Source organism: Stieleria varia, assembly GCF_038443385.1.
Taxonomy (GTDB): Bacteria; Planctomycetota; Planctomycetia; order Pirellulales; family Pirellulaceae; genus Stieleria; species Stieleria varia.
Genome location: NZ_CP151726.1, coordinates 9,499,382 through 9,516,983 on the forward strand (window position 1 = coordinate 9,499,382; position 17,602 = coordinate 9,516,983).

Consider the following 17,602-nt stretch of genomic DNA (forward strand, 5'->3'; position numbering starts at 1 on the left):
GAAAAGGCCTGAAGGCTTAGAACGTCGCTCGATTGGGCGAGGACCTATGCGACGCTGGACAGAATCACTTTGATCCTTTGACGAACCAAACTGCCGAGCTAATCCTTGGCAGCGCCCGCAGAAACGTCATCGATCGGAAGAAAATCGATCAAGAGAAACTCGCCGGAACTTTGGCATCAAATACCTGGTTCGAGGCCGTCGAGCTCATCTCGAAGCCGCTTCATCACTCGGCGTTTGATTTGGCGGACATTCGCGGGCTGAAGACCGAGCTCTGCTGCCACGTCCGGGGCCGACTGCTTGTCGACGGCGGTTCTCCAAAATGCCTTCCATGTGACGTCGGTGAACTCCTGGCGGATCAATTCCAGCGTTTGTCGAATGATGATCCCGGCGTCGATGCGATCGCCCGCTGGATCATCCAAATAGGGATCCGCATCAACATTGGCCTCAAGCGTTGCATCCAATACATCGCCGGCGATCACATCGGGGCGTTTCATGGACTGGCGAAAATGGTCCAACATTTTGAAGCGAGTGATTCCGTACAGCCAACCACGAAAGGAACGTTGGCCTTGTTCACTCTGAAACCGATCAATGCTCCCTGAAACAGCCGAAAACACATCTTGCATAATGTCTGACGCATCATGACGATCAATCCCTCGGCGACGGCACCAACGGTAGACTAGTGGCCCGTAGATTTGCACGAGACGTTCCCAGGAGCGGGGATCGTTCGTCTGCACGCGTCGAATCAGACTGAGCGATGTCGATGGAGAAGTAAGCGGCATGTCGTCCGAACCGGAATTAGTACGTCATTTGCATGGACATTCTTGGTTCCAGGGGACCATGCCGCTACCCTATTTCTGGTGCTTTTTGCAGCATTTCCCTGAGAATCAGGGCTGCAGGATTGCAACGGAGAGCTGGTCCGTCGGCGATTGGTCATTTCCGTCAGAACGGGCTCGTTTCAATGACTTTATTCGAATCTTGGCTGCCTCTAAGCTGATGGCGCACCCCCACAAGAGCGGTCTGAGTTTTGTCACACTCTTTCGAAGGTTCAGATAGGCGGTTTGAAAGATCCTTTTGCCAAACGTGTTGATGCCGTGAAGAAAACTCCCAAGAACACCTGTCCGCCGCTCGCCGAACTGGAGCGTTATGCCGTCGGGGACCTGCGGGACGACGATACAACGAGGGTGAGCACGCACTTGGACGAGTGCATTCCGTGCGGAGAGACGGTCGATTCATTCCACGATTCCTCCGATACCTTCTTCGATGCATTTCGGAACCTCGATCCCCAGATCGAGTTTCTGGAGGAACCGGAGTTGATTCAAGGAATCGATCGGCTACGAAGCAGCATGCCGCGGGCATCTGCTTCCGAGACCCCCGGCCCAGACGTTTCCAAGCAACTTGCCGATTTTCCCGATCGTTCGACGATGGCATCGAGTGTCCGCGGAGGCCGGGAAACGGTCGAGACCCCGCTTGATCGGTCGCGACAACTTGGTCCCTATCAAATTGTCGCCAAGCTCGGCCAAGGCGGAATGGGGGCAGTTTACAAAGCGATTCACACGCACCTCGGCAAGACGGTTGCGATCAAAGTTTTATCCAGTACTCGGGTTGATGATCGTCAGGCGATCGAGCGATTCAAACGGGAAATGAAAGCGATTGGTCGCGTCCAGCATCCCAATGTGGTGATCGCGTACGACGGAGGCCAGATCGGCAACGAATATTTCATCGTGATGGAGTACGTGGAAGGAGTTGATATCTCCAAGCTTGTCCGGAGGCACGGTAAACTTCCAAGTGCCGTTGCATGCGAGATCATACGGCAAGCCGCAATTGGGCTACAGCACGCCCATGAGATGGGTTTGATCCATCGTGACATCAAGCCAAGCAACTTGATTTTGGATCGAGCAGGTGTGGTCAAGGTTTTAGACCTGGGGCTTGCAAGAATCGAGTCGGACCTGTCGTCTGCATCCGTGAAAAAACAAACAGGTCAAGAATTGACCGCCACTGGCAACGCCATGGGAACTTTTGGCTACATGTCGCCCGAGCAGGCGCTTGATAGCTCCAGGATTGACCAACGCGCCGACCTCTATTCGCTAGGCGCAACACTTTACAAACTGCTCGCTGGGACGCTGCCGTTCCCGACCGAGAAATTCGACACGACTGGCAAAATGCTCGTCGCAATTGCAACTCACGAGCCTCCGTCGTTGCGGACCGCTCGTCCTGAATTGCCCATTGAATTGATCCGCTTGGTAGACCAGATGCTCGCCAAAGAGGCAGGAGATCGAGTTGAAACCGCCGCCGAGTTTTCGATCCGGTTGACACCATTCGCTGGTCTTGACCTTGCCGGATTGGCAGACTGCACTGCTGGGCAATTACCATCATCACTCGTGGGTGAATCGCCCAAATCCACCGTTGATGACAATGCCGTCGCGACCTTGACGAAGAGTGGATTCACCAAGATTGGCAAAGCCACACTCGCTTTGGTGACTCTCCTATTTGTTTTCTCAACCCTTGCCCAGGTTTTTTGGTTGCGCACCGAGTATGGCACGCTGATTGTCGAGATCGACGATGAGCAAGTCGAAGCCAGGCTGAAGTCAGACGGTATCGCGGTGATCGATAAACGCAGTCACAGAGTTTGGCAGATCAACACCGGCACCAAGAAACCCGAGCCATTGCCCGAGGGCGAGTATCGCTTCGACGCGCCGGATGAGCTGATGATCACCGATGATCAGGGTTTAGAAATCACAGCTAAGGAATTCAAACTGCTTGACGCGAACAAGCAGTTGAGAATTCGCGTCTCGATGGCATCAACCGAAACGCAGGAAGCAACGAAATCGAGTGATCCGTACGAGCGAGAGATTGCAGCCGCGAAATGGGTCGAATCGGTCGGAGGAATCATTCACGAAGGCAATCCCTTTGGTCGTGCCATGACGCCCGGTGAAGTCGCAAAGAAACCTGGATCTCTAAACTTCATTGAACTGTCTGGGCTCGGTGAGATCAACGACATCGGAAAAAACCTTGCCAATCTTCCGAACTTGCAGGTTCTTTTTGCGACCGACACCTCTCTAAATTCGGACGACCTAGCGCAAATTGTTACCAACCGTAATATCTACTGGGTTCACTTCAGGGGAACGAGACTGAAGTCGCAGGACTTCCGGCTGCTCAGTGCACTTCCCCGACTCAACAGCTTGGGGCTGGACTGGTCTCAGGTGGATGACAACTGGGAGTTCATGAAGGACATTCCTTGGCTGCCGGAAGTTCAATTGGATGCGTCAGAACCGCCGCAACTTGACGAACTTTGCAAGCACCAACAGTTGGACACCATTTGGCTCGGCTTTGATTATGCAAAAAGCCAGACAACAGAATCAGAGTTGGTTCCGATTGCCGAGAAAGCATTGCGTCAGAATTCGCGATTGCGTATCGGCATCAACGGAAAAATTGTCGGAACGGATCCTGTACGTGAGTTGGCAAAAAAACTTTCAGACGAAGGTTGGAGACTCTCGGGAGTCCACTCGAATTGGAAAGATCCTTGGGATTCGAAGAACGAAGATGCTTGGAGCGGAGACGATTGGTTTCATGTTCGTAGCATCGAAGCGCCCGACAATCTACGGCTGACGGCCGAGTTGCTTGAATCGCTTCCAGCGTTGGGGCATGCCTTTGACAGTTTGCGGTTTAGCGGCGCAACCAACTCGGAGCGATTGCCGGGCTACCTTCGTAGTCGTGTTGTGAATCGATTAGTACTGAATGATTCAGATTTGAATGACGCAACGTTACGAAGAATCGCTGAAATGAGTGGCGTGAACGAACTTGAAATTGTTCACACATCCGTTTCTACGGCTGGTGTTGAAGCATTCAGAAGATTATGGCCAAATTGCAAACTGACTCACACAGCGTTAGCGTTTGATCCATCGTTGCCGAACTCTTCCATCATCGAAGCACATGAAAGTTTGCTGGTCGCGTCTGATGCTTCCGATGAATACGAATTAGCGTTTTCACTGAAACGGGAGTCTGGTAACGAAGGAGCGCTCTTGGTGCAGATCCCCGTCAGGGATACAAGAGTAACGGTCGTGTTGGCAGGTTACGCCAAAACTCGTAGTGGCCTTAGCTTGATCGACGGGAAGCAAGCGCACGTCAATGAATCGTCGGTCGTCGGTGATCCGTTTACGGACGGGAACGTACATCGGGTGACGATTCGGGTGACAAAGCCATTAATCTCCGTAGCTGTTGATGGGGCAACCCTGCTGGAATGGAAGGGCGACTTATCACGATTGTCATCATTTGAATCGTTTTCGGAGCCTGGCGTGCACATCATCTCTGGGGAAGATACTCGATTTCAAATCAGCGACTGGAGCTTACAGAATTTCGCCGAATACCAGTGGCCTAGTGATCAACCTGATCCAGGCCTTGTTCCCTTGAGTCCTGAGCAGGCTACAGAGTTACAAGACGAATGGGCAAATCATCTTGGCGTCGAAGTCGAAATCACCAACAGCATCTCAATGAAGTTTCGAGTGATTCCTCCGGGCGAATTCTTGATGGGCACGTCGCAGGATGAGATGGATCAGTTTCAGGCCAGAGTTAGCGGCCAGGACGGAGACTTACGCTGGTTCAAACAGCAATTGTTGAGAGAAATACCACAGCATCACGTGGTACTGACCAAGCCATTTCAAATCGGAGTCCATGAGGTGACGCGAGGACAGTACCGTGCGTTCGTTGAAGCGACCGGCTATAAAACCGATGCCGAGAAAGACGGGATGGGCGGATTCAGCACGGCAAAGAATCCCAATGGAGTTCAGTCGATTGATTACTTGTGGAGTGCAGACGAGTGTGACCGGCAACCCGCGAGGCTTCTGCGGAGCATTGCGGAATCTGGGTAAACAAAAAGCGGCCAACCTGCCATGATTTGGGTTCTAACTTCCAGGTATCAAAGGCAGGAGGCCGCTGAAATGAGCGTCGAACATTCAAGCGATATTGACAACCCCACTTCGTCTTCTTTTCCGCAGTCGCCCGAGCAAATCGCCGAGAAACTGCAGCAGTGCGGCGACACCATCCGAGAACACGTCGTCAATGCTTCTAAATGCGGCCAGTCTTTCGATGAAACAGAGCGTGCCGTGTGGAATCTTGTCTTGAAAACCGGCTTTCTGGCGATGGAGCTCTTCACCAAACTCCAAGGCAAGGGGGACCTTGGTGATCAAGCGGTCAGCGAATCAGGCAAAACACTGCGACGCAGCGAGAAACCGACCGACACGGTGGTTCGGTCGATTTTCGGTGAACACGCCTTTCAACAGTACACCTACAGCCCGGGAAAGAACAAGAGAATCGAACTGCATCCGATCAGCGCCCGCATGCAACTGCCGGAGCACCGCTGGTCGTACCTGCTCCAAGAGTTCTCCCAAATGTTCTGCGTCGAATCCGCATTCAACCAGGCCGCTGATAATCTCGAACTCGTTTTCGGAGCGAAATTCTCGATCGACACGCTCGAACAGACCAGCCAGAGAATGGGGGTCCAGGCCGATGCCTTTCTGGACGACTTGCCCACGCCCAAAAAGAAGGATGAAGCCGAGCTTCTCGTCGCTTCGGCCGACTGCAAGGGCGTTCCCTTGATCAAAGACGATGCCGCCAAAGTTGCTGCTTTTGAGACAGCAAAGAAACGGCCCGGAAACCGTCGCATGGCAACGGTCACGAGTGCTTACACCGTCGATCCCTATGTTCGCACAGCCGAGCAAATTGTCGCTGCCTTGTTCCGTGATGACAAAGAACCCGGCACGCAATCACGCAAGAGCAAAAAGAAACGACCGCGGCCAAAGCACAAGCACACATCGGCTCACTTTCCCGCGACCTTCGTGGACGACGATACGGAGGTTCCCATCAGCGGTATCCACGAGGGGATCGCATGGCTCGCAGATCAAGTCAGTGTCCGCCGAAAGAAACTCCAAGTGATCATTCTGTTAATGGACGGTCAGCAGAGCCTCTGGGAAGTCGCGCAGTTACACTTAGGCGACGATCCATTAGTGGTGCCAATCTTGGACATCATTCACGTAGCGACTTACGTGTGGGAGGCTTCGTCATTGTTCGAGAAATCCAGCGAAAAGCGAGCAGCGTTTACGCGGGAGCGATTGCTGAAAATCCTGCGTGGTGAGGTCAACGGGGTGATCCGAGGGCTACGTCGAATGGGTTCGCTTGGGAAACTCAAGGGCGATAAACTCAAAGACCTTCGACGCATCTGTGGTTACTTCGAGAAACACAAGGATCGGATGCGTTACGACGAATATCTTGCTGCAGGCTACCCGATTGCCTCGGGTGTGATCGAAGGCGCGTGCGGGCACTTGGTAAAGGACCGCATGGAACGAAGCGGGATGCGTTGGACGCTGGAAGCTGCACGGAGCATGCTCAACGTGCGGGCGGTATTTCAGAGTGACTACTGGGATAAATTCTGCAAACAGCGAGTCACGGAGTTGAGCGAGAGCACCCATCCAAACCGTAACATGGTCTGCCACTACACTCCGCTTACCATGGCATGTTAACCGGCGGGTTGCCGGTCACACTCAGTGCAGACCTGGGTTTTGAACCCGCGCCAACCGATGACCACCCCGTGGTCAATGTTTCTTGGAATGATGCGGTTGCTTTCTGTGCATGGCTATCACAAAAGGAGGGCCTTACGTATCGCTTACCGACCGAAGCCGAATGGGAATTCTCCTGCCGCGCAGGCAGTGATGGAAGGTTCGCGTGGGGCGACGATGCAACACAGCTATTGGAGTACGGTTGGTGTGGTGGCAGCGGAACCCATCCTGTCGGCCGAAAGAAGCCAAATGCTTTTGGTTTGTTTGACATGCACGGTAATGTTTTTGAGTGGTGTGCAGACCACGACACGCCATACGGCGATGAACTCGCGATTGATCCAATAGGCTCCCGAGGTAGCTGGCGTACGAAACGCGGCGGCTCCTGGAGAGTAGATTGGATGGGCGCGAGAAACGCTTATCGAACCGGCTTTGATCCGACCGGTCGTCACGATAACCTTGGATTCCGCGTTGTTCGTGTCCTCGGGACTGATGTGGAACGCTAGGTTTTCAAGCAACCCATCAGCGATTGGGCTGATTCAGCTCGGACGTTTTTTCAAAATCTCGTTTTTTTTTTCGCCTGGGTTTTCGTTGAAATGGGCCATTCACCAAGGGAGATTTGAAATTCGTCCTGGATAGCTCGTTCGGTTCAGCGTTGAATTGTGAGCGAAATTCAGGACATTCCAACGAGCGGGTGCCGTGGCAATATCCGATGAATTTGAACGTTTGGCCCAGATGCGTCGTGACGGTTTGTTGACCGAGACGGAGTTTGAGGAAGCAAAACGCTTGGCGATGCAGGAACAGCGGAAGACGCAGCCTGCAGGATTTTCATCGAGTTCGATCAGCGGTTCTCAGCCCGGCATGGTCTGTGGGATGCGCGAGGAGACTTGGTGCATGTTGATGCACCTGTCCCAACTGCTGGTGTTCTCCGGACTGGGGATCGTTGCTCCCATTGTGATGTGGGCGTTGGGAAAAGATCAGTCCGAACTCACTCGGCGTCATGGCGCACGGATGATGAACTGGTTGATCAGCGGACTGCTGTACGCCGCGATCGCAGGGTTCATGAGCCTGTTTCTGATCGGAATCCCTTTCCTGATCTTGCTCGCCGTGCTGGATGTCGTGTTCCCCATCGTGGCTGCGGTGAAGTGCAACAACCACGAGGTCTGGTCGTATCCGGGTGCGATCAAGTTCTTTCCAGAGGACTGAACCACTGGCAGGACTGAGTCGGGCAGTGACGGGCCAACGGCGGATCAATCTGTACCCGCCAAAGTAGACAAGGCTGGACTGCTCAAAGTTTGGTGTTGACATTGTTTTTTCAGTCCATGTTTTTGTTCCATGCATCGCAATCAAAGTGAGCCTCAGGCGCTAGCCTTGTCTTTACCCACATTTCCAACGCGGATTTGTGAAACATCTTTTCGTTTTTGCCAGTTTTCGTGCGGTCGTCCATCGTGTGAAACTTCGAGGTTGTTGAATTGATGTAGCCAGTTGCAACCATTTCTCCGGGGCCAGGACAGGGCGCCCACTTTTTCTCTAACTCCCGCAGGATGTGTCTAAGTAGGCAATTTTTTTTCATGGAAGGCCGCGATGGTTGTTGTTGACAATGAACTGTGGATCGAGGAGCAGTTTGGGCAATGCGATTTTGGTGACAGCCGAAGGACGAAACGAATGAAACTCGTCGCTGCCAACATGCTCGCCGGACCTGAAAAGTCCTTACCCGGACAGAATACCCAGTGGTCAGAACTGAAAGCTGCGTATCGGCTTTTTGATTCCACCGAAGTGACTTTTGAATCAACTGCTTCGGAGCACTGGAACAATACCAAGCAGACCCGTCCGGGCCGCTATCTTCTGATCAGCGATACGACCGATATCAATCTAAACACTCACAAAGCCACGACCGGCCTCGGAATACTCGGCGATGGCCGCAGTCGCGGAGTGCAACTGCACAGCAGCCTGGTTTATGACAGTGAGCGGGGAGTCGTTGTCGGACAAGCGGGAGCATTACTTCACTATCGCAAGCTAAAACCCAAGGGCGAAACTCGTGCCCAACGACTTGCTCGTGTCCGTGAGAGCGACTTGTGGGGGAATCTGGTGGATCAAATTGGACCAGCTCCACAAGGCTCTCAATGGATTCATGTCTTTGACCGAGGTGGTGACAACTTCGAGGCGATGTGCCACATCAAAAAGACTGGAACTGACTGCATCATCCGAGCGGCAAAGCTCAACCGCATTGTTCTGAATCAGTCAGGCGAGAAGGTCTCGCTCAACGAGGCTTGTCAAGACGCACAGCTTCTCGGCTCGTACACGCTCAATCTCCGAAGTCGTAGTGGAGTCGCTGCTCGCAAGGCGACTTTGGAAGTATCGGTGACGAGCGTGACCTTTCTACTACCGCATCGGAAAAGCCAATGGGTGAAGCAGTGCGGCATCAAGACCCTTGAAATGAATGTGGTAATTGTCCAGGAAGTCAACGCTCCAGAGGGAGTAAAACCGATACGTTGGGTGCTGTTGACGAGCCTGCCTGCTGAGACGTTCGATGATGCATGGCAGGTCATAGAGGACTACGAGAATCGTTGGCTGATCGAGGAGTATCACAAAGTGGAAAAATCGGGCTGTTCGATTGAGGCACACGCCTTGCGGACGACCTCGCGTCTTGAGCCTTTGCTGGGCTTGATCGGTGTCATTGCGGTTCGCCTATTTCAATTGAAGCTGGTGGGTAGAAATCAACCCAACGCAAAGGCTAAGACGCATGTTCCCAAGCATTGGTTAAAATGCCTTAAGCTCCTGCGTCCGAAGGTGAAGGTGAGCGAATTGACGGTCTACGAGTTTTTTCGCGAACTAGCTAAGCTAGGCGGATTCCTTGGTCGGACAGGAGACGGAGAACCCGGCTGGCAAACGATCTGGAGAGGCTACAAGGAAATGCACTCGTTACTTGACGCGATGCGTCTACTCGGGCAACTTTAGGTGACTGAGATGTGGGTAAAGACAAGGGCGCTAGCCGTGGGCCGGCACCACAATCCGCCTCAGGCCCACGGCTAGCGTCTGAGGCTCACTGGGGGCCACCAGTTGCGCGGCAGTAGGGACATAAACTGCGCAAACCCCAAAAAGAAACAACACCAAACTTTGAACAGCCCAGTCCTACAATACCAACAGGGTCCCCTCGTCGGCAACGGTGGCCGAGCCATGCTGGCGGGTTCCCGCATCATCATCACGCTGCCTGACGGAACCAAGGAAGGGTTCACGTTTAGCCCCGTGAAGACCAATATCAGTGCTTATGGCACTGGTTTTAGCGAAACCTATCGACCTGGATTCATCCCCGATCCGGGAAACACCAGCGGCTTGTATGTGAAACAAGGGTTTACGCTTGTCAAATACGGAAGTGGCAGCGAGTACGTGAGCCTGACCCAGGATGCAACGCTCAACCTATCGTACAACCCGGCGAATCCGGCATTCGGAGGGTATTTCGAAGTTCAACTGCGTGATGGCACCGTCTATGGAATGGACATCACCGGGCGGACAGAGGATGTTTGGGTGGAGGACCGAAACAAAAACCGCGTGACCTACTCGCGAAATCGAATCACTCACTCCAACGGTCGCGTGGTCACGATCCAGCGAACGGGTGATCGGATCAACAGCATCACAGATCCGGCTGGCTATTCCACCCAATACGGATACGACGGTCTCGGCAATCTCATCAGCGTTACCGATCGTTCGAATCGAACCACACAATTCAGCTATGATGATTCGCAATTCGTTCACCACATCACTGGCGTTATCGATGCACTCAACCGAACGGCACTGGCCAACGACTACGATTCCGACGGACGTTTGGAAACGTTGACAGACGCGGCCAGCGAAAGTGCCGGTATCGGCCTGTCCCCAGACTTGCGGACTCAAGAGACACTTGATGACGACGGCAATGTGATTTCGACCATCACCTTCGACCATCGTGGAAACGTCATTCGCGAGGAAGGGCCCGGTGAACGACTGATTGTCCGTCGATTCACAGAAGACAGAGTTGATCGTGAAACGCAGGTCGTGGGCCAACTCGATTCGACCGAGAACGGTGAAACCGATGACTTGGTGACTCAGTACCAGTACAACGCCAAAGGCGAACTGGAAACTTCCACCGATTCGCGAGGCAATTCTCAGAGAGTCGGCTACACATCGACCGGTTCAGTCGATTGGAGCGCGGATCCACTCGGCAATCAAACCAATTATCTCTATGACGATCGGGGCAATATCGAGGAGGTCGTCACGTCGACATCGCGGCAAAAGCTCGGCTACGACACCGACGGAAATGTTACCCAAGTATACCGCTACTTGGACGGCGAGTATCTACTGAGTGTCACGAACAAGTACGACTCGTTCGGACAACTTGAGCGAGTCGAAAACGAGTACGGGAGCATCACGACATTTCAGTACGATGCGGTAGGTCGCCAAACTCACGTCTTCCGCACCGAACTCGACCAGGATGGAACGGAGCTGCATTTCACGGACGTCACCCAATACGATCCGGAAGGCAGAGCCTATTTGAGCCAACGACAGGTTCAACGTGGAGACGGGCCAGTCCTGACTCTTTCGTCCCAAGAAACCTTTTACGATGCCTTGGGACAAGTTGAACGCGTGGAGGAGATCCGTGGGGATGCCGACCCTCGGATCACATGGAACACCTACGACATCCGTGGTCTCAGCATCCAGACACGGACCAACTCTCGTGGTTCCAATCCGCTCAATCCAAGCGAAATCAGTGAATCCTTCTCAGTCAGTAGAAGCTACTACGACGAGGACGGTCGATCTATCCTGTCAACCCAGTTTGTGGAAGATCCAGCGACTGTGTCAGGGCAGTTTGACAATGCCACCTCCAACGACGTGTCGTACACTCATTACGACATCCAAGGGAGAGTCGATGCGACCTATCGCCTCGCCGGTGTAAAAATCATCATCACTGGTACTCCAGCAAACCTGACATCACATCTGGACGTCGGTGGCATTGTCTACGATGAAGCGGTTCATGGAAGCCTGGACGACTGGCTTCTGTCCCACGCGACCATCCTCTCAAAAACAGCTACTCAATATGACGCTTTGGGTAGGGTCAGTTCTCAAGTGAATCAGTACGGTTTGAGAACTCAAACAACGTACAACCAACACGGCGATACGACAGAATCGCGTTCCGAAGTCTCATTGTCTGGAGACTTTCAAAGACCTGCGGGCACGGAATCTGTGTGGATGGTTTCCAGAACGGTTTACGACGATTTCGGGAGATCGGTTTGCAGCACCAATAGCTATCTGGTCTTTGTCGACGCCGCGGGCAACGAAACCATCGGTTCGGAGGTCACCGCGACTTATTCCCACTACGATGGCTTGGGCAGAGCTTGGAAGACAGAGCAACTGTCAGATGTCGTTGTCAGCATCGATTCCAAGGGACAAACCACCCTGGAGCCTGGCTCCACGGTGGTATCCTGGTCTGAAACAAGATTTGACGACCAAGGACGTACGATCCAGTCGATTTCGTCCTCAGGTCTGGTCACCGACTATGAATTTGACAGTCAAGGACGCCAGTGGGCATCGGCGGGGCTACGACAGTTGGCGCGAGACGTTGCCGGTCTTTCGCAACAAGATTTTTCCAGTGACGAATACGTCCGCAGTCGAACCGAGACCCTCTACGATGGGAACGGGCAGGCGAGCAGAACCGTCAGCAACCTCATTCAAGTCGAATCGTCCGATGGAACCGTGCTACGTGTGATCCGGGATCAGGAGCGTTGGAGCGAGGCGACATTGGACGGTTTCGGAAATGCCGTCCGAACGACGTTCAACGACGACTCGTACATTGAATATCGATTCAACGACTTTGGCGAACAGATAGCGGAGTCGCAACAAATCGACGGTCGTTATGTCACAACTTGGTCGGAGTCCGACGAGTCATTTGTGATTGTCGGATGGGAAGGCATCACCCAGCTTTCTCCACCCACCGGATTCATGCAACTTGGGCAGAGTGTCCCGACGAGGCTGATGAGTTACGATTCGCTGGGGCGGCTTCAGTCCGTTGCCTTGCCGGCAGCAGACGATGGTTCTGGACAACTTGTTCGGCCAACCTATCTCTACGGATACGACTCCTTTGGCAACCAAAACTTGATCGTCGATCCGCTCGGTCACGAGACTCGATTCACCTTTGATAATGATGGGCGTCAACTCACTCGAACGCTTCCTCTAGGATTTGGCGATGATGGCCAATTGGGAACGCCGGATGATTTGCCCGGGCTCCCATCGAACCAGTCGTGGGGCGACGGGTACTACACCGAATCCTTCCGCTATGACGACTTGGGGCGTCAGTACTTGCACATTTCGTTCGAAGGCATCGTCACGGAACAGATCTTCGATGATCCCACCGTTCCTGCTCTGCCGGATGGCTCCTCGACGGGACGAATGATCGAACTGCGATACTACGACTCGATCGCCGACTACGACAACGGCACTCTGAGAGAAACCTGGACCTACACGTACGACGCGTGGGGGCGCCAGCGAACGGCCACCCATTCGACGATCGATGGCAGCACGACGACCGAGGATCGAGTCGAGACCAACACCTTCGATGAGCAAGGACGGCTTTGGGTAGTGCAGACACCCGAGGGAACGTTGGAATACCGGTACGATGATCAAGGCCGAAAGACGGACACCATTGTTCGCTCCGCAAATGCTGACGTGCCATCTGATTCAAGTCTCGCTTGGCAAACGCCAGCCGAGCGTATCACTTCATACACGTACGATGCGTTCGGACGACTCAAAACCGTTGTGGAAGACAGCGATCCAAGTGACGCTACGAATGAAACCCTGGATACTCAGTACGGCTACACGTTTTCGGGGTCTCTCGGTCGCACCTCTCTGCCGAATGGAGTAACTCAAAACTACGCTTACGACTCACTTGGTCGTTTGGATGTGATGCACGACAGCTATGTCGTGGAGACCAGCGGAGAAACCTTGGAGTTGGCCCGCTACGACTACTCCGTGCGGGCTGACGGAAAGCGAACGGGACTCGTCGAATCGTTCTGGTTCGACGCCAACGCGGACGGCATTCGCGACGTAGATGAAGTCAAAACGACGAGCTACGACTGGATCTATGATCACGTTGGCCGGTTGACGCAAGAAACCGTTGATCACTGGGACGAAAGCTTCGACCAAACAGAATCATTCGCGTATGACCTCACCGGCAATCGAACCAGTCTGACTCGCGTCCCTAGCGCCATTGGCTCCCCTCTCCCTGACCAGGGAGAGGGGCCAGGGGTGAGGGTTGACTACGAGTATGATGCGAACGACCGTCTGTTCGCCGAGTTTTCCGATGATCGTTCTTTAGCGGACAACGACACTTTCACCGAGTACGACTACGACCACACGCAGCAAACTCGCAAGACCGTCCACACCGGCGCTGAAACCAGCGGCCCCAGGTTCTCGCAGCAACTCTTCGGCTATAACCTGCAAGGACGGATGGCCAGCGTCATCAACGACACCTTCGACGGTACCGGCACCCTCACCGCAAGAGAACGCACCCGCTACGAGTACGACGCTAAGTCCTTCCGCGTCTCGCTCGTAACTGAGGACGGCACGTCTCTCTCTGCCGACCCCAACACTGAAGTCTGGAGCCTGAAGTCTGAAACCTCGTTCCTAGCCGACCACCATAACCACACTGGATACACCCAAACGATCCGCGAAATGACAACCAACGCGGACGGCAGCACCAAAACGATCGACTACACCTTCGGCCAAGACGAAATCGCCCAGCGGGTTCGCACCGACGATGGGCAAGGCAACACCACCGACGAAACGCTCATCTTCGGTCACGATGGCCACGGCTCCGTCCGCGTCCTCTACGACGCCGCAGCCGCCATCGCTCAAGTCTTCACCTTCGCCGCATACGGCGAGATGATCGCGCTGCACAACGAGGCCGCAGCATCCATCGCCGTGTCCGCCCGCCTCTCATCGCTCGGCTATAGCGGAGAACACTTCGACGCCAAAGCCGCCCAGCAATACCTACGAGCAAGGTTTTATAACCCGGCCAACGGCAGGTTCAATCGGTTAGACCCGTTCGCGGGCAACATGCAAGACCCACAGAGCTTGCACAAATATGCCTACGTGCATGGTGATCCGATACTTGGTGTTGACTCAAATGGCGAATACACGATCGCTTCATCACTATCTGGAATGACAATTCAGGCAGGAATGTCAAATGCGCTGAATGATGCTAGCATGGCTGCGTATTCTGCCGCAGTTGGCGCGAAATCATCTCAGTCAATTGGAGAATTCGTTCAGGTATTTGACGAAAAATTTAATGAAGCATTGGAAGGAAGCTTCTACAGTTTATTGCCCTTTTTGGGAACGCTGTATGATTTGTACAAGTTTGGCGAGGCTGCGTTCAGTTTTATAGGGTCAGTAATAGATCGTACTGGAACGAACAGTGGAACGAACTCCAACACTTTTACGCATCGCCTGACTCCTGCTGTTTTCGGGCAAGTTGCACCAGGAATTCGCGGATGGACAGCTTCACGCTACTTCACAAAGTATCGCCCGGGGATGGTCATGGATTCTGTAAAGCGAATTAAGGATGGAATTGTTGACTACGTTCCACTAATTGGTAGCCCACAGGGTACAACACGGCTTGGTGCGCCAACTGCTCACGCTCAAGAAGTTAAACGACTCGCAGTGGCAATCGCAGAACATGCCGATACCGAACTAGTTGCGATGAATCGCTCTCTTTCTACGACACTGCGCGATATCGCTGGCACATATTCACCATGGGCTAAGAAGCTAGGCGTAAATCTCTACATTCCGGTTAACTACAAGAGTTTAACAAATCAGCTCGATCGATATAGCCCTGATGTGATTGCAATCCAAGGTGACCTGCTTATACTCCAAGAGGTTGCTTCACCAATGCAAATGGCACGCCACGGGGTCGATCCTGATTACATTAAATGGCTTGCAGCGGTTAAACAGGTTGCAAGTGATAGCTCTTTAAGAGTAAGGATAGAAGTGTACGATACGGCAGGAAATTTAGCAAAGGTTCTTTAATGGCTGGGCTGGCACAGAAGGAGTCGTATCCGAACTCCATAGAGTTGCTTCTTTGGAACAGATCTTGGTCTGACGAAGACTTGGTGAAATTCTTTGAATACGTATTCAAAATGTTTCCCGTATTATCTGAGTCTGGCCACGTGTTTGGGATCTCCGGCAAAGGCTGGCGGACATTTTACCCGACCGATAAATTCCTTGGTGCACTCAAGAATCGAGGGCCAAAAGAACTTGGCACAATAATATTTCGTGAACTTGATCCTCGGCTCGACATTCGCTTTGATCGCGACCCGCTCGACTGCGGTCGTGTGAATATCGCTTGTTCAATTGATGAGTGGAATGATAAGGGTGGCAGTCAAATCTTACGGGACCTTCTTGATTTTCTTGAGGTAGATTATGGGCATTTAAATCCAACAAAATATTTTAACATCGACCATTTCCATCGGGTCGCAGCTGCACCTACGTTTGAGGGGTCGCTGATATGTGTGTGGGAGCCGCCCGCAAGCGACAAACTACTTCCAGCAAGCACTTACGAAGAGCTTCTTTCCTTGTGGGAACGTGATCGAGGATACCGATCAAAGGATCCAGTAGTCTACGTTGAAAGGCCGGTTCTTGTCTATCCTGTCTCTGTACTATGCGACTTCCATCTTTCGATTCCTGTGCGCAAGAACTGTTCCTTGCGAGATTGGATTGGCCAACGTTCTGACAGAGGCGTTATTGAGAATGTGAATCAAGTTAACTATTTTTGGAAGGTTGAGCCTGATTGCATCGAGTCAGTCACGAAAGAGCTTTGGACTGCTGGGTTCTTTAATGCGAGTGAACATTTTGAAATTGGAGGTTGGGATGGCGAACTCCAGCTACCACTTTTCAGGCACATCAAGCAGTTGGAAAGGCATTTGTTCAAAAGCAAGTAGCTCTTACTTGTTACCGGCCTTTTTGGTGTCGGTCAAGAAAAGGTGTCAGGACTCTTTTTCGGCTCTGTGAGTTCTGTTAAACTCACAGAATGGGTCGAGCCAAACGCGCTGACGAGGCGGGAGCGATTTACCACGCGTTGAACCGTGGCAACGGCAGGGCTACGATTTTCCACAAGCCGGAAGACTACGATGCCTTCGAACGCATTTTGGCCCAAGGGCTGGAGCGATACCCGTGTCAATTGCTCGCCTACCAGTTGATGCCCAATCACTGGCATTTGGTCCGTCAGCTGTTACCGGCCTTTTTGATGTCGCATTTTTGGCCGAAATGAGACTGGGTGGATTTTTGGTTCTTCTGAGGGGTGCGTGGCCGAATTGTTGCGAAGATTGGAGAGGCCTCTCTGTTACCGGCCTTTTTGATGTCGCATTTTTGGCCGAATTGAGACTGGGTGGATTTTTGGTTCTCTTGAGGGGTGCGTGGCCGAATTGTTGCGAAGATTGGAGAGACCTCTCGACGGCGTTTTCTCAATCGACTCTCTTGGGATGGTCTTGGCCGAATTGAGATCGGATGGTTTCATTGACCAGAAGTGACTCATTGTTCACGGTCTCTTTCTGCGATCGCTCGGGCCGGATCGACTCGACAGCGCATCAAAAATGCGACCGTCCTTTTGGAACGGTCGCATTGCGATCTGCTTGTTTCCGATGATACCGGCACGATGCGGTGGCAACAGGTTTAGCTCACGAAGATTGTGATGAGGCCTGTTGCGACGGGGCGGATTGGCCGAGGTCGCTTCGGTATTGCTCCAGCCAACCTTCCAGGATTTTCACCGCCGGCAAGAAGTCGTGCCCGTAGTGCATCATCAAGTCGATGTTGTTGGTGTTCTCCCCGCAACAGAAGCAATGAGCCATGTTGTTTTTCGGATTCACCGTCGCACGTACTTCGCCGCAACGGGGACACTGAAAACGAAAGTATCCGTCCGCTTGTTTCCCGATCGGACCGCGACGACCCAGTCGACATACGGTCAATTTCATCGGTAATTCGTTGCGAATCGCTCGCAGGAGTTGTTTGGTAATCATAGGCTTGCCCGAAGGGTG

The 17,602-nt window shown here is 53.0% G+C and carries 10 protein-coding genes; 8 read left to right on the forward strand and 2 right to left on the reverse strand.

Going from position 1 to position 17,602, the window contains the following annotated elements:
• Positions 1 to 176: 176 nt before the first annotated feature.
• Positions 177 to 779 (reverse strand): RNA polymerase sigma factor, encoded by a 603-nt coding sequence (locus Pla52nx_RS32075; RefSeq protein ID WP_146523466.1) that lies wholly within the window; start codon positions 777 to 779, stop codon positions 177 to 179.
• 312 nt (positions 780 to 1,091) lie between these two features.
• Between Pla52nx_RS32075 and Pla52nx_RS32080 the strand changes: the two genes are divergently transcribed.
• The 8 genes from Pla52nx_RS32080 (at position 1,092) to Pla52nx_RS32115 (ending at position 16,839) form a co-directional block, all read left to right on the forward strand.
• A complete protein-coding gene (locus Pla52nx_RS32080) occupies positions 1,092 to 4,865 on the forward strand; it encodes a bifunctional serine/threonine-protein kinase/formylglycine-generating enzyme family protein (protein WP_231742807.1) in 3,774 nt (1,257 codons plus the stop codon).
• A gap of 69 nt (positions 4,866 to 4,934) precedes the next feature.
• Complete coding sequence (locus tag Pla52nx_RS32085) at positions 4,935 to 6,512, forward strand: ISKra4 family transposase (RefSeq protein WP_197455184.1); 1,578 nt, start codon at positions 4,935 to 4,937, stop codon at positions 6,510 to 6,512.
• Complete coding sequence (locus Pla52nx_RS32090) at positions 6,506 to 7,051, forward strand: formylglycine-generating enzyme family protein (protein WP_146523120.1); 546 nt, start codon at positions 6,506 to 6,508, stop codon at positions 7,049 to 7,051. The genes Pla52nx_RS32085 and Pla52nx_RS32090 overlap by 7 nt, the downstream gene beginning before the upstream one ends.
• A 193-nt stretch (positions 7,052 to 7,244) precedes the next feature.
• Positions 7,245 to 7,751 (forward strand): DUF4870 domain-containing protein, encoded by a 507-nt coding sequence (locus Pla52nx_RS32095; RefSeq protein ID WP_197455055.1) that lies wholly within the window; start codon positions 7,245 to 7,247, stop codon positions 7,749 to 7,751.
• Between the two features lie 378 nt (positions 7,752 to 8,129).
• Positions 8,130 to 9,503, forward strand: a complete 1,374-nt coding sequence (locus Pla52nx_RS32100; protein WP_146523119.1) for an IS4 family transposase — start codon at positions 8,130 to 8,132, stop codon at positions 9,501 to 9,503.
• 219 nt (positions 9,504 to 9,722) lie between these two features.
• Positions 9,723 to 15,599, forward strand: coding sequence for an RHS repeat-associated core domain-containing protein (locus Pla52nx_RS32105; RefSeq protein ID WP_197455054.1), 5,877 nt, complete (start codon positions 9,723 to 9,725; stop codon positions 15,597 to 15,599).
• A gap of 83 nt (positions 15,600 to 15,682) precedes the next feature.
• On the forward strand, positions 15,683 to 16,510 hold the full coding sequence (locus Pla52nx_RS32110; RefSeq protein ID WP_146523117.1) for a hypothetical protein: 828 nt from the start codon (positions 15,683 to 15,685) through the stop codon (positions 16,508 to 16,510).
• A gap of 89 nt (positions 16,511 to 16,599) precedes the next feature.
• A complete protein-coding gene (locus Pla52nx_RS32115) occupies positions 16,600 to 16,839 on the forward strand; it encodes a transposase (RefSeq protein WP_146523116.1) in 240 nt (79 codons plus the stop codon).
• A gap of 406 nt (positions 16,840 to 17,245) precedes the next feature.
• On the opposite strand, the gene Pla52nx_RS32120 is transcribed toward Pla52nx_RS32115, so the two are convergent.
• Positions 17,246 to 17,584 carry a hypothetical protein gene (locus Pla52nx_RS32120; protein WP_146523115.1) on the reverse strand — a complete coding sequence of 113 codons (339 nt, stop codon included), beginning with the start codon at positions 17,582 to 17,584 and terminating at the stop codon, positions 17,246 to 17,248.
• Positions 17,585 to 17,602: the final 18 nt, after the last annotated feature.

What these genes read in the sequence shown, in the direction of transcription:
- Pla52nx_RS32075 (WP_146523466.1), bottom strand. Translation starts at nt 779, where the DNA reads ATGCCGCTTACTTCTCCATCGACATCGCTCAGTCTGATTCGACGCGTG.
- Pla52nx_RS32085 (WP_197455184.1), top strand. Translation starts at nt 4,935, where the DNA reads ATGAGCGTCGAACATTCAAGCGATATTGACAACCCCACTTCGTCTTCT.
- Pla52nx_RS32090 (WP_146523120.1), top strand. Translation starts at nt 6,506, where the DNA reads ATGTTAACCGGCGGGTTGCCGGTCACACTCAGTGCAGACCTGGGTTTT.
- Pla52nx_RS32100 (WP_146523119.1), top strand. Translation starts at nt 8,130, where the DNA reads ATGGTTGTTGTTGACAATGAACTGTGGATCGAGGAGCAGTTTGGGCAA.
- Pla52nx_RS32105 (WP_197455054.1), top strand. Translation starts at nt 9,723, where the DNA reads ATGCTGGCGGGTTCCCGCATCATCATCACGCTGCCTGACGGAACCAAG.
- Pla52nx_RS32115 (WP_146523116.1), top strand. Translation starts at nt 16,600, where the DNA reads ATGGGTCGAGCCAAACGCGCTGACGAGGCGGGAGCGATTTACCACGCG.
- Pla52nx_RS32120 (WP_146523115.1), bottom strand. Translation starts at nt 17,584, where the DNA reads ATGATTACCAAACAACTCCTGCGAGCGATTCGCAACGAATTACCGATG.